Annotated in this window: 13 protein-coding genes; 11 read left to right on the top strand and 2 right to left on the bottom strand. The window is 70.0% G+C overall.

All coding sequences use genetic code 11. The features are described from left to right. The first annotated feature begins 6 nt into the window (after window positions 1–6). The 5 genes from flgH to flgL are packed head-to-tail and all read left to right on the top strand — an operon-like array spanning window position 7 to window position 6,056. Window positions 7–705: a flagellar basal body L-ring protein FlgH gene (gene flgH / locus ABE487_RS07400; RefSeq protein ID WP_346442550.1), complete on the top strand. Its 699-nt coding sequence runs from the start codon at window positions 7–9 to the stop codon at window positions 703–705. 8 nt (window positions 706–713) lie between these two features. Next, the gene (locus tag ABE487_RS07395) at window positions 714–1,832 is read left to right on the top strand and encodes a flagellar basal body P-ring protein FlgI (RefSeq protein WP_346451877.1); all 1,119 of its coding nucleotides are present in this window, start codon (window positions 714–716) and stop codon (window positions 1,830–1,832) included. 1 nt (window position 1,833) lies between these two features. Further along, window positions 1,834–2,967 (top strand): flagellar assembly peptidoglycan hydrolase FlgJ, encoded by a 1,134-nt coding sequence (gene flgJ, locus ABE487_RS07390; protein WP_346451879.1) that lies wholly within the window; start codon window positions 1,834–1,836, stop codon window positions 2,965–2,967. 15 nt (window positions 2,968–2,982) lie between these two features. Further along, the gene (gene flgK / locus ABE487_RS07385; protein WP_346451881.1) at window positions 2,983–4,857 is read left to right on the top strand and encodes a flagellar hook-associated protein FlgK; all 1,875 of its coding nucleotides are present in this window, start codon (window positions 2,983–2,985) and stop codon (window positions 4,855–4,857) included. Next, window positions 4,854–6,056 carry a flagellar hook-associated protein FlgL gene (gene flgL, locus ABE487_RS07380; RefSeq protein ID WP_346451883.1) on the top strand — a complete coding sequence of 401 codons (1,203 nt, stop codon included), beginning with the start codon at window positions 4,854–4,856 and terminating at the stop codon, window positions 6,054–6,056. The genes flgK and flgL overlap by 4 nt, the downstream gene beginning before the upstream one ends. A 110-nt stretch (window positions 6,057–6,166) precedes the next feature. Here the strand turns inward: flgL and ABE487_RS07375 are convergent, their stop codons facing one another. Beyond that, window positions 6,167–6,724 (bottom strand): nucleotidyl transferase AbiEii/AbiGii toxin family protein, encoded by a 558-nt coding sequence (locus ABE487_RS07375; protein WP_346451885.1) that lies wholly within the window; start codon window positions 6,722–6,724, stop codon window positions 6,167–6,169. A gap of 152 nt (window positions 6,725–6,876) precedes the next feature. Next, a complete protein-coding gene (locus tag ABE487_RS07370; RefSeq protein ID WP_346451887.1) occupies window positions 6,877–7,359 on the bottom strand; it encodes a helix-turn-helix transcriptional regulator in 483 nt (160 codons plus the stop codon). Between the two features lie 312 nt (window positions 7,360–7,671). Here ABE487_RS07370 and ABE487_RS07365 point away from each other — a divergent pair, with 312 nt between their 5' ends. The 6 genes from ABE487_RS07365 (at window position 7,672) to ABE487_RS07340 (ending at window position 12,827) form a co-directional block, all read left to right on the top strand. Next, a complete protein-coding gene (locus ABE487_RS07365; protein WP_346448372.1) occupies window positions 7,672–9,180 on the top strand; it encodes a flagellin in 1,509 nt (502 codons plus the stop codon). A 232-nt stretch (window positions 9,181–9,412) separates the two neighbouring features. Continuing rightward, window positions 9,413–10,810 (top strand): flagellar filament capping protein FliD, encoded by a 1,398-nt coding sequence (fliD, locus tag ABE487_RS07360; RefSeq protein WP_346451889.1) that lies wholly within the window; start codon window positions 9,413–9,415, stop codon window positions 10,808–10,810. Between the two features lie 17 nt (window positions 10,811–10,827). Next, the gene (gene fliS, locus ABE487_RS07355; RefSeq protein WP_346448368.1) at window positions 10,828–11,244 is read left to right on the top strand and encodes a flagellar export chaperone FliS; all 417 of its coding nucleotides are present in this window, start codon (window positions 10,828–10,830) and stop codon (window positions 11,242–11,244) included. Next, window positions 11,241–11,552: a hypothetical protein gene (locus ABE487_RS07350; RefSeq protein ID WP_346451891.1), complete on the top strand. Its 312-nt coding sequence runs from the start codon at window positions 11,241–11,243 to the stop codon at window positions 11,550–11,552. Before fliS ends, ABE487_RS07350 begins: the two co-directional genes overlap by 4 nt. Next, entirely contained in the window at window positions 11,549–12,118 is a 570-nt protein-coding gene (locus ABE487_RS07345; protein ID WP_346442569.1) for a PilZ domain-containing protein, read from the top strand. The genes ABE487_RS07350 and ABE487_RS07345 overlap by 4 nt, the downstream gene beginning before the upstream one ends. A gap of 76 nt (window positions 12,119–12,194) precedes the next feature. Further along, window positions 12,195–12,827, top strand: coding sequence for a response regulator transcription factor (locus tag ABE487_RS07340; RefSeq protein ID WP_346442571.1), 633 nt, complete (start codon window positions 12,195–12,197; stop codon window positions 12,825–12,827). The last annotated feature ends 28 nt before the right edge of the window (window positions 12,828–12,855 follow it).

The raw sequence follows: 12,855 nt of genomic DNA, 5'->3' as shown, positions 1-12,855 counted from the left end.
GCCGTCATGTTCGTCCGTCCGCCTTCCGCGCCGCGCGCGCTCGTGCTGCTGGCCCTGCCCGCGCTGCTCGGCGGCTGCGTGGCCGCCGGCGATGTCCGGCCCTATCCTGCGCTGGCGCCGATCCAGCCGGTCGCAGCCCCGCCGACGTATGCGACCCAGGGTGCGATCTACCAGGCCGGCGGCGGCGGGCTGTCGCTGTTCGCCGACAAGCGCGCGCGCGAGGTCGGCGACCTGATCACGATCCAGCTGATCGAGAGCACCATCGCGCAGACCAACGCCGCGACCAAGGTCGGCAAGGACAGCAGCGTGGCAATCGCGCCCCCCAACCTGTTCGGCGCCCCGGTCACGATCGGTGGGCGCGAGGTGCTGGGCGCCAGCGCCAGCGGAAAGCGCAGCTTCGATGGCAACGGCCGCAGCACCCAGAGCAACCGCCTGCAGGGCAGCATCACCGTCACCGTGGTGCAGCGCCTGCCCAACGGCAATCTCGTGGTCGAAGGCAGCAAGGAGCTGCGTTTGAACCAGGGCAACGAACTGGTGCAGGTCCAGGGCATCGTGCGCCCGGCCGACATCGCCCCCGACAACAGCGTGCCGTCGGGCCGTGTCGCCGACGCGCGGATCGTCTACGGCGGCCGCGGCGCGATCGCCCAGTCCAACGCGATGGGCTGGCTCGGCCGGTTCTTCAACTCGCGGCTGTCTCCCTACTGAGTCCCGTCATGCGCCCTGCCCGCCTCCGCCCGTTCCTCGTCGTCGCGCTCGCCTTGTGCGCGTGCGTGCCCGCCTGGGCGCAGGAGCGCATCAAGGACCTGGCCACCGTCGGCGGCGTGCGCGGCAACGCGCTGGTCGGCTACGGCCTGGTGGTCGGCCTGGACGGCAGCGGCGACCGCACAAGCCAGGCGCCCTTCACCGTGCAGAGCCTGCGCAACATGCTCAACGAGCTCGGCGTGACCGTGCCGTCGAACGTCAACCCGCAGCTCAAGAACGTGGCCGCCGTCGCGATCCACGCCGAACTGCCGCCGTTCGCCAAGCCCGGCCAGACAATCGACGTGACCGTCTCGTCGATCGCCAATGCGATCTCGCTGCGCGGCGGCACCCTGCTGATGGCGCCACTCAAGGGCGCCGATGGCCAGGTCTACGCCATCGCCCAGGGCAGCCTGGTCGTCGGCGGCTTCGGCGCGCAGGGCCGCGACGGCTCGCGGGTGTCGGTCAATATCCCGAGCGTGGGCCGCATCCCCAACGGCGCGATGGTCGAGCGCGGCGTCGCGACCGGGGACCTTGGCGACAGCGGCGAGCTGACGCTCAACCTCAACCGCGCTGATTTCAGCACCATCGCCAACATGGTCGCCGCGCTCGACGCGCGCTTCGGTCCGGGCACGGCGCGCGCGGTCGACGGCGTGACCGTCGCGGTGCGCGCGCCGTACGACCTTGGTGCGCGGATCGGCTTCCTCGCGCAGGTCGAGAACGTGCAATTGGCCGCCGGTTCGGCGCCGGCCAAGGTCATCGTCAACTCACGCACCGGCACCGTGGTCATCGGCGCGCAGGTCAAGGTGCTGCCGGCCGCGATCGCGCATGGTTCGCTGAGCGTGACCATCACCGAGAGCGTGGACGTCAGCCAGCCCGAGGCCTTCGGCCGCGGCAGCACGGTCGTGGCGCCACGGTCGGACATCGAGATCGGCCAGGACGGCAGCCGCATGTTCAAGTTCGCTGGTGGCACCTCGCTCGACGAGATCGTCCGCGCGGTCAATGCGGTGGGCGCCGCGCCCGGCGATCTGATCGCGATCTTGGAAGCGCTCAAGCAGGCCGGCGCGCTGCGCGCGGAACTGGAGGTGATCTGACATGCGCATCGCCCCGACGCCCATCGATCTTGCGCCCAGCCAACGGCCCGATGCTGCCCGCATCGATGACGCCGCACGCCAGTTCGAGGGCGTGTTCGCGCAGATGCTGATCAAGAGCATGCGCGATGCGAGCTTCGGCGATGCGCTGTTCCCCGGCGAGAACCAGCTCTACCGCGACCTCTACGACCAGAAGCTCGCCAAGTCGTTGACCGACGGTCCGGGGCTGGGTCTGGCGAAGACGATCGCACGGCAGTTGGGGGGCGCCGAGGCCGCCCCGGCGCTGGACACGCGATTGAACCCGACCGCGCCACTGCCGCCTGCCACAGCCGCCCCTGGCGACCGGTCCTTGCTGCCCGAAACGCTGGGCGCGCGCACCCTGGACCTGATCGCCGGGCGTACCGACGTGTCCGGCGAGACGGCGAGCCCGGCCTCGCCGATGGATGGCTTCATCGATCGGCTGCTGGCGCGCGTGCAGCCTGCAGCCTCGGCCGCAGGCGCGGCCGCGACCGCGCTGGTGCCGGGAGCGGCTGCGCTGGAAAGCGCCTCGCGCGCGGCCGCCGATCGGCTCGGTGCGCGCACGCCCGAAGGCTTCGTCGCCTCGATCTGGTCGCACGCGCAGAGCGCGGCGCGCGAGCTCGGGGTCGATGCCCGGGCGCTGGTGGCGCAGGCGGCGCTCGAAACCGGCTGGGGCCGGCGCATGATCCGCCAGGACGACGGCGGGACCGCGCACAACCTGTTCGGCATCAAGGCCACGGGCTGGCAGGGCGAGCGCGCCACCGCGAGCACCCACGAGTACCGCAACGGCGTGCGCCGCGATGAGCGCGCGCAGTTCCGCGCCTATGCATCGCCGGCCGAGAGCTTTGCCGACTACGTGCGGCTGCTCAAACAGACCCCCCGCTACCGCCAGGCGCTCGAGTCGGGCGGCGACGTGCGCCGCTTCGCCAGCGCGCTGCAGCAGGCCGGCTATGCCACCGATCCGCGCTACGCCGACAAGATCAGCGCGATCGCCAACGGCCCCACGCTGGGCCGCGCGCTGTCGACGATCGCCGAAGTCGCACGCGAGGCTGGCGACGCCGTGCAGCCGTTCCGCTTCGCCGGCGCCGATGCGCCCGGCCAGGCATTCACCCGCCGCTAGTCGCCAGGACCCGTCATGGCCAACGTCCTCACCACCGGCACCAGCGCCCTGATTGCGTTCCAGCGGGCGCTGTCGACCGTCGGCCACAACGTGGCCAATCTCAAGACGCCCGGCTACAGTCGCCAGCAGGTCGAGTTCACGACCGGCACCCCGCGCGACATCGGCGTGGGCTATATCGGCAGCGGCACCCGGATCAGCGACATCCGCCGCGTCGCCGACGATCTGGCCAATGCGCGGCTGATCGACAGCGGCGGCGAACTGGCCCGCTTGCAGCAACTCTCCAGCCTCACCGGCCGCGTCGACAGCCTGATGTCCGAATCGGCCACCGGCATCGCCGGGCAATGGTCGAACTTCTTCGACGCCGTCAGCGCCCTGTCGTCCAAGGCCTCGGCATCGGCCGAGCGGCAGAGCCTGCTCGGCGACGCCAAGGCGCTGACGTCACGCTTCCAGCAATTGCACGGCGAGTTCGGGCGCCTGGCGACCGAGGTCGACAACGGGCTGGTCGCAGGCGCCACCGAGGTCAACCGGCTGGCCGGCCAGATCGCCCAGCTCAACGCACGCATCAGCAGCGCGTCGACCGCCTCGCCGGACCTGCTCGATCAGCGCGACCAGTTGATCACCGAACTCGTCGGCTGGACCGGCGGCACTGCGGTGGCGCAGGACGGCGGCGCGATCAACGTGTTCTCCAGCGGCGGCCAGGCGCTGGTCGTCGGGGCGCAGGCCTCGCAACTGACCACCGTCTCCGACCCTTACCGTCCCGAACGGCAGCAGCTCGCGCTGCAGGGCACCGGCCAGACGGTGCGCATCGACGAGCGTGCGATGGGCGGACGCCTGGGCGGGCTGCTCGAGTTCCGCAGCCAGGTGCTAGACCCGACCCAGGCCGAACTGGGCCGCATCGCGCTGGGGCTGGGCATGCGCTTCAACGCCGGGCACGCCGCTGGTGTCGACCAGACCGGCGCACGCGGCGGCGATTTCTTCAGCGTGCCCGCGCCGGTGGTCTCCGGCCACACGGCCAACGCCGGATCGGCACGGCTGTCGGCCAGCGTCGCCGACCTCGCCGCGGTCGATGGCCGCAATCTGGTCGTGCAGTGGCGCGATGGCGCCTGGTCGGCCAGCGATGCGGCCACCGGTGTCGCGGTGCCGGTCGCAGGCACCGGCACCGCCGACGATCCGTTGCGGGTGGGCGGCATCGCGTTGGTCGTCGACGGCGCGCCCGCGCAGCAGGACCGTTTCCTGCTGCAGCCCACCGCCCAGGTCGCCGGTGGGCTGGCGGTGGCGATCACCGATCCGGGCCGGATCGCCGCCGCGACGGCGGTGCGTGTGGATGCCGCGCTCGACAACCAGGGCAGCGGCAAGCCGTCGGGCATGCGCGTCGATGATGCCCAGGCCGCGCTCGCGGGCCCGGCCAGCATCGAGTTCCTCGACGGCGATCAGTACACGATCAATGGCGACGGGCCGTTCCCCTACACACCGGGCGCGCGGATCCAGGCCAATGGCTGGTCGTTCGTGCTCGACGGCGTGCCGGCCGCGGGCGATACCTTCACAGTCGGCCCGACCGGCGCCGGCTCCAGCGACAACGGCAACGCCGCCCTGCTCGCCGGGCTCGACGACCTGCGCCTGCTCGACGGCGGCAACGTCAGCCTCAACGGCGCGATCTCGGGCCTGACCTCCGCCGTCGGCTCCACCGCCCGGCACGCGGCCTACGCCGCCGAAGCGCAGGCGGTGGTGCACACCCAGGCGGAGTCGGCGCGCGCCAGCATCTCGGGCGTCAATCTCGACGAGGAGGCAGCGAACATGTTGCAACTGCAACAGGCCTACCAGGCCGCCGCGCAGATCATCTCCACTGCCGACACCCTGTTCCAGTCGATCCTGGGGGCGGTCCGCCGATGAGCAATCGCATCTCCACCAGCATGCTCTATCACCAGTCGATCGCCTCGCTGCAGTCCAAGCAGGCGTCGCTGGCGCGCCTGCAGCAGCAGATGAGCACCGGGCAGAAACTGCTGACCGCCAAGGACGATCCGGTCGGCGCCGGCGCCGCGGTCGGATTGGATCGGGCGCTTGCCGAACTCGAACGCTTCGGCAAGAACGGCGACGCCGTGCGGCACCGTCTGGGGATGCAGGAAAGCGCGCTGACGCAGGCCGGCGGCATCATGGGCCGGATCACCGAGCTGACTGTGCGCGCCAACAGTGCCTCGCTGTCGGATGGCGACCGCCAGGCCATCGCCATCGAAATCACCAACCTGCGCGACAGCCTGTTGGAAGTGGCCAACAGCCCCGACGGCGCCGGTCGCTACCTGTTCGGCGGCACCCAGGACGGCAGCCCGCCGTTCAGTCGGGTCGCCGGCAGCGTTGCCTATGGCGGCGACCAGACCCAGCGCCAGGTCGAGGTCGCCCCGCAACTGTTTGTCGCCGACACCCTGCCCGGCAGCGATGTGTTCCTGCGGGTGCGCACCGGCGATGGTCGCGTGGACGTCGCCGCGCAGGCCGGCAACACCGGCACCGGTCGGGTCGGCAGCTTCTCGGTCGCCGATTCGTCGCGCTGGGACGGCGGCCGGTACCGGATCGCGTTCGGCGAGGACGGCGCCTATGAGGTGCGCGATGCCGCCGGCGAAGTGGTCGCCAGCGGCACGCACGTCGACGGCGAGGCCATCGCCGTGCAGGGCGTCCACGTGGTGCTCGGCGGCACGCCGGCCGATGGCGATGCGTTCGAAGTCGGCCCGGCGATGACGCGCGACGTGTTCGCGACCATCGACCGCCTGCTCGGCGCGCTGGCGCTCGATCCGACCACCGACGCCCAGAGGGCTGCGCAGCAGAATGCCCTGCAGGGCGCGATGCGCGACATCGCCACGGCGCAGGACCACTTCATCGATGCGCGCGCCGCCGGCGGCGCCCAGTTGTCGGCGCTCGACGGCGCCGATAGCCTGCGCGGCGCCCAGGGCCTGACCATCGAGTCCACGCTCTCGGGCCTGCGCGACCTCGACTACGCCAAGGCCATCGCCCAGTTCAACCTCGAGAAGGTCGCACTCGACGCCGCCCAGCTGAGCTTCGTGCAGATGCAGCGCTTGTCGCTGTTCGATCGGCTGCGCTGACCCAGGCAGCATCGCCGCGCGTCGCACGGCCAGCTACGCGCAGGGCGCCTGGACGTCCACGGCGCGTCCGCGAAACGTCTTCTGCACGAGCCCCCACGTTCGCGATACGCTCAGGCCTGCTCCATGCGCTGCAGTCTCAGCCGCAACGCGCGGAGCCGTTGCTGCAGCAAGGCTGGCGGCAACGTCATCGACATTGCTCGCATGCAACGCGCCAGGTGTTCGGGTCGGCGATGCAGCGCCTCCAGCGCCCGTTGAAGGTCTCGCACGACCACATCGCCATAGGCGCTCCGGGCCTTGGCGATGGCGGGTCGCAACGTGCTGGGCGCCGGCGCCATCATGGCCAAATCCAGGGCGTCGCGCGAGAACGCGCTGTCGTCTGCCCAGCGATCGGCGTTCGCGAGCAGCTTGCTTGCCACGAGATCGGGGCGCGTGAGCGTCGGAATGCCGCAGATCGTGTCGCGAACGCGGGGCGTGTCGAATTCGATCCTGCCCTCAAGCACGATCTCGAACTTGATCGGCACACCGTCTACATCGAGCCATGCCCGAATGCCGTATTGGTCCGCGCGAAGGGCGCGGGTCACCGTCGGTGACGTCCGACCGGCCTTCAGGATGGGCGTCAGATGTGCGACCGGCCAGCATCTGTCGCAGGCAGCGATATCCGGCAACATCCGACACCATCAGATCGATGTCCACCGATTCGCGATACTCGCCGTGGGCCAAGGCGATGGCGGTGCCACCACCGAACCAGCATTAGGCCTGGCGCAGGCGGTCGCCGTCCAACGCGTCGAGCACAGCGGCGATCCGGCGGTGATGACCGCGTTCAAACACCGAGGACATCCACGTCGAACACCTGCGACAACGCATCGATCAAGGCGCGCTCCCCGGAGGCGAGCGCCGCGATGTCCAGATGTCGCCGATTGCGCTCGTAAAGCGCCAGCGCCTCCCGCGGTGACAGGATCGTGGCGCCGTCGCCGACCTGCCACGCCAAGCGCTGCAACTGCGCGTAATCGGAGAGGCGGATCGTCAGCGGCAGCGCTGGGAGATCCGAAGGCGCGGATGCAGTCGAAGCCGCACCTGGGACTTCGATCTCGACCTCAAGCCCCAGCGCATGCACCGCCGCGAGGACATAGCCCCAAGCGACGGAGGTCTCGCCGCGCTCCAGTCGATGCCAAGTGACGCGCGACATGCCTGCAGCTTCAGCGGCGGCCGTCATGCTGATGCCCAGCGACTTGCGCCTGTCGCGCAGCCTTTGCCCGCTATACCTGGCCTGGGTTGCCACGTCGGGAACACGTTCGACAGTCACGGCAGGCTCCTCGGTTGCGTTGCTCATCCTATACATTTCGCACGGAATGTAAATGAATGGATACAAAAAATATAATGAACAACAAGACTGTGTTCGGTCGCCGCGATTCGGTGCCTCCCGCGGACCTCACCTAGGCCCAGCGAACGGGCAGATGGCAACCGGTCCCATGATGTGCAACGACAACCCTAAAGCCCAGCCCCGGCACGCCGTTAATGGTGTCAGCAGAGGACAGGGCCGGTGAGACGGCAAGCCCCTGCGGAGCCACCCGGCAAGGCCCTGTACCCGCCGGATCCCTCATCCAGGAGACCAGCAATGTCCGTCATCAACACCAACACCATTTCGCTCAACGCCCAGCGCAACCTGTCGACCAACAGCGCCAGCCTGTCGACGACGATCCAGCGCCTGTCGTCTGGCCTGCGTATCAACAGCGCCAAGGACGACGCCGCCGGCCTGGCGATTTCCCAGCGCTTCAGCACCCAGATCCGCGGTGCCAATCAGGCCGCCCGCAACGCCAATGACGGCATCTCGCTGGCACAGACCGCCGAAGGCGCGCTGGGCGAGATCGGCAACAACCTGCAGCGCATCCGCGAGCTGTCGGTGCAGTCGCGCAACGCCACTAACTCCGGCACAGACCGTGCTGCGCTCAACGCCGAAGTTCAGTTGTTGAAGTCGGAGATCCAGCGCGTCGCCGAGCAGACCAACTTCAACGGCAAGAAGCTGCTCGACGGCAGCTTCCAGAACCAGGCCTTCCAGGTCGGCGCCAACCAGGGGCAGACGATCAGCGTTGCGCAGATCGCAAACGCCAATATCAGCAAGCTCGGCAACTGGAACGAAGCCGCCACTTCGGCAACGGCCACGGGCGTCGCCGCGACCGGCGGCGCGGATGCGGGCGGCGGCGCTGCCACGCCGGGCACGCTGGCCTTCGACACTGCGGGCGTCGCCAATGCGGCCGCTGCGTTCACGTTCGCGGTCAACGGCACCAACGTGGAGATCGCCGCCGCGGCCGGTCGTGACGCGGCCGGGCTGGCCACCGCGATCGCCGCGGGCATCACCGACCAGGCCGCGGGCCTGACCGCCGCCGCGGACAACGGCGTCGTCACCTTCAGCAACACCTCCGGTGCCGCTGTCGCGTTGACCGGTGGGATCACCGGTGCAGTGGCCGCGCAGACCGAAGCCGGCGCTGCCACGCCGGGCAGCTTCACCGCGGGCAGCTTCACGCTGCAGGGCGTGCTGCCGTCGGGCGACAGCTCCGAGGCGATCACGATCAGCTACGGCGCCGCGGGCAGCGCGTCGGAGCGCGCCAGCAACCTGGTCACCGCGATCAACAACCAGAGCTACAACACCGGCGTGACCGCCGCGCTCGACGACAACGGCAATGTCGCGCTGTCGTCGGCGAATGGCAACTTCACGGTCGGCGCCGCCCAGGGAGGCGATGCCGCAGGCCTGCTCGAACAGACCGGCCTGACCGCTGGCACGACGGCGAACTTCGCCCAAGGCGCCGCCGCGACCGGCTTCGCCCAGCTCGACATCTCGTCCGAGCGTGGCGCCGAAAACGCCATCCTGGCGATGGACGCGGCCCTGAAGTCGGTCAACTCGGCCCGCGCCGACCTGGGCGCCGTGCAGAACCGCTTCAGCTCGGTCGTGGCGAACCTGCAGACCGGGTCGGAGAACCTGGCGGCCTCGCGCAGCCGCATCGTCGACACCGACTTCGCCAAGGAGACCGCCGAGCTGTCGCGCACGCAGATCCTCCAGCAGGCCGGGACCGCAATGTTGGCGCAGGCCAACCAGATCCCGCAGAGCGTGCTGAGCCTGCTGCGCTGATCGCGCCGCACATCCCGCACTGACGTGGACGCAACCCGCCTTTCGGCAACGAAAGGCGGGTTTCGCTTGTCTGCAGACCCTGTGCGGAACATACCGGCGGGACGCCGATCGTCCGCTGGCATGCAACCTGCATGTCCGACGTCGACTCAAGCGCGGCGCGTCGGCGCCGATATCCATTCCATACGGCGCGTGCCTGCACGGCGCGGCGTCGGCGGGCAACGGGAGACCGGACATGGCGGACTATTCCTTCGGCTACGGCGGCGTGGGCTCCGGCCTGGACATCAGTGCGATCGTCACCAAGCTGGTCAACACCGATCGTGCGCCGCACGACACGCGCCTGAACAAGCTCGAGACCAACGCCAAGTTCAAGCTTTCGGGCCTGGGCGGGGTGACGTCCGCATTCGACGGCCTCAAGACCGCGCTCGATGCCCTGCAAAAGCCTGAGGCGCTGGGCGCTCGTATGGTCAGCTCGCGCTCGACGACCGGCACGCCGCCCAGCGGGACCGTCACCGATACCGTGCTCGGCGCCACGGTCGGCGGCAATACGCCGCTGGGGCGTTACGAGGTCGTGGTCGAGCGCCTGGCCACCGCCCACAAGCTGGTCGGCGACGGCATCGGCAAGGCCACCAAGTTCGGGGCCGGCACCCTGCGGGTCGGGATCGGCAAGGATATCGTCGATGTCACCGTGGCCAAGGACGCCAGCTTGGCCGACATCCGCAATGCGATCACCGCCGCCGCCGGCAAGCACGGCGTGCAGGCCGCGCTGCTGACCTCCGACAAGGGCCAGCACCTGTCTCTGGGCAGCGCCAAGACCGGCGCGGCGCATGCGATCACGATCTCGGTGCTCGAGGGCGACAGCGCTCTGCACGGCCTGGTCGACGGCCTGGCGGAGCAGACGCCCGCCAGCGACGCGCGGATCGCCATCGATGGGCTGGTCAGCACCAGTGCCAGCAACACCGTCACCGATACGGTGCAGGGACTGACTCTCAAGCTCAAGGATGCCGGGACGAGCGTCGTCGAGGTCGACGCCAATCCCACCGGCAGCCGCGCCGCGGTCGAAGGCTTCGTCAAGGCCTACAACGCCGCTCTGAACGCCATCACCACCGCCACCAGCTACAACGCCGAGACCAAGACGCCGTCGTCGCTGACCGGCGATGCGCAGATGCGCGGCGCCGGCTCCCAACTGCGCGGGGTGATGAGCGAACTGCTCGGCGAACTCGCCGCCCAGGGGCTGGATGCCAAGACTCTGGGCCTGCAGACCCAGGGCCACCCCAATCCTAACGGCAATCTGGTGCTCGATGCCGCCAAGTTCGACGCCGCGATGGCCGAGAATCCGGCCAAGATCGCGGCGGCGTTCACCGGGCAGACCGGCATCGCCAGCCGGCTCAACGCGGTGGTCAAGTCTTATGTCGGCAAGGAAGGCTCGTTCACCTCGCGCAAGGACGGACTCGATGGCCAGCTCAAGGACATCGGCAAGCAGCGCGATGCGCTGGAGTTGCGCATGAAGGGCGTCGCCGAGCGCTACAAGGCGCAGTTCGTCGCCCTCGACAAGCTCATGGCGCAGATGAGCACCACCAATTCCTATCTCGCCCAGCAGCTCGCCGCGCTGTCGGCGCAGACCTCGAAGTAATCCCTCGGAGACGCCCGATGATGCCCCGCAACTATGCCCAGCAGTACCGACAGACGCAGTTGGAGGGCGCCGTCATGGAGGCCGATCCGCACCGGCTGGTTGCGTTGCTGCTGGCCGGCGCCTGCGAGCGCATCCGCCTGGCTGAAGCCTGCCTGGAACGGGGCGATCAGGCGCGCAAGGGCAAGGCAATCGGAGAGGCCTGCGCGATCGTCGGCCATCTCGACGGCTCGCTCGACCACGAAGCCGGCGGCGAGATCGCCGCCAACCTCTCCTCGCTCTACGACTACATCGTCCGTCGGCTGACCGAAGCCAACCTGCAGAACGACCCGACCGGCCTGCGCGAGTCGCTGGCGCTGCTGGCCGAGGTCGATGCCGCCTGGGCCGCGATCGGGCCCGGCAAGGCGGCAAACGAAGCGACCGGCGCATCGGCATGAGTGGGCTCGAGGCCCTGCACCGCGACCTCGCCGCGCTCGATGCGGCGATCGCGCACGATGACGTGGAGACCGCGGCCGGCCTGCTGGACGCCTATCACCAGCGCCTGCAGGCCACGGTGGGGCCCGCAGTGGGCGCATCCGCCGGGCACACGCCACCGGCGCCGGCGCTGCGCGCCCTGCTCGACGCCCAACTCGCGCTGACCGCACGCCTGGGCGCACGCCGCGACACAGCCGCCGCGCGGTTGCGGCAGGCACACCGTGCCAACGCGGCCTCCAGGCTCTATGCCGGACTGGAGCAGACGCCGTGAATCCGCTTGCATCGACCACCCCCGCCGAAGCCGAGGCGCGGCTGTTCGGCGACGCGCTGAGTTGCGAGCTCGACCTGCCGATGGCCATCGAACCGGCCGACGGCGCCGGCCGACAGGCCGAGGCCATCACCCTGCTGTCGGCACTCGCCCACATCGAAGACCTGCGCAAGGACGACGGCGGCGAGGACCACGGCGACCTGCCGCTGCTGGCCCAGCGCATGGACGCCAAGCTCGACCTGATCCTCGCCCTGCTCGGCCGGCTGGCGCGGCGCGACGACGGCCTGGTCGACCGCCGGCTGCACTGGTCCTGCCATGGCCTGCGGGTCGACCTGGAACCGGGCGAGCATCTGCCGCCGGGCGCGGCCGCGATCGTGCGGCTGCAGCCGGCCGACTGGCTGCCCGACCATCTGGCCTTGCCGGCGACCGTCGTGGCCTGCGAACAAGGCCATGCCGGGAGCCGGGTGTGGCTGGCTTTCGCCGGTCTGCGCGCCGACCTCGTTGAGGCACTGGACCGCCATCTGTTCCGCCTGCACCGGCGCCAGGTCGCCGAACAACGGCGGCGCTGAAACCCGCCTGCCCCGCGCTGACGTATCCTGTCCACCGGGAGGCCGCTCAGACGGCGGCCAGGAGGGGACCGGGCTGGTGCGCGTACTGATCGTCGATGACCACACGCTGGTGCGGGCCGGCCTGGACCGGCTGCTGCAGGGCTTCGACGACGTCGATGTGTGCGCACAGGCCAGCGGCGCCGACGAGGCGCTGGCGCTGAGCCTGGCCCATCGCCCGGACCTGGTGCTGATGGACCTCTCGCTGCCTGGCCGCAGCGGCATCGAGGCCATGGTCGCGATCCGCGCGCAGTTGCCCGCCACCCGCGTACTGATCATGTCGATGCACGACGATGCCCAGCACGTGCGCACGGCGATCGAACGCGGCGCGGCCGGCTTCATCGTCAAGGACGCCGCCCCGATGGAACTGGAACTGGCGCTGCGCACCGCAGCGGCCGGCGAGCTGTATCTCAGCCCGCGGCTGTCGTCGCGGCTGATGGCACCGATGTTCGGCCGCCCGGTGCAGGGCGGCGTCGATGCGCTGTCCAGGCGCCAGCAGCAGATCCTCGACCTGATCGGTCGCGGGCGCAGCAGCAAGGAGATCGCCGCCGAGCTTGCGATCAGCATCAAGACGGTGGAAACCCACCGTGCACGCATGATGGAGACGCTCGGTTGCCGGCGCGCCAACGACTTGGTGCTGCTCGCCGCGCGGCAGCGGCCGGCCGGAGACTGACGCCGCGCCGCCGGAATTCCGACGCCGG

The sequence above is a fragment of the Luteimonas sp. TWI596 genome, assembly GCF_039674105.1.
GTDB lineage: Bacteria > Pseudomonadota > Gammaproteobacteria > Xanthomonadales > Xanthomonadaceae > Luteimonas.
This window is presented reverse-complemented; position numbering and strand designations above follow the sequence as displayed.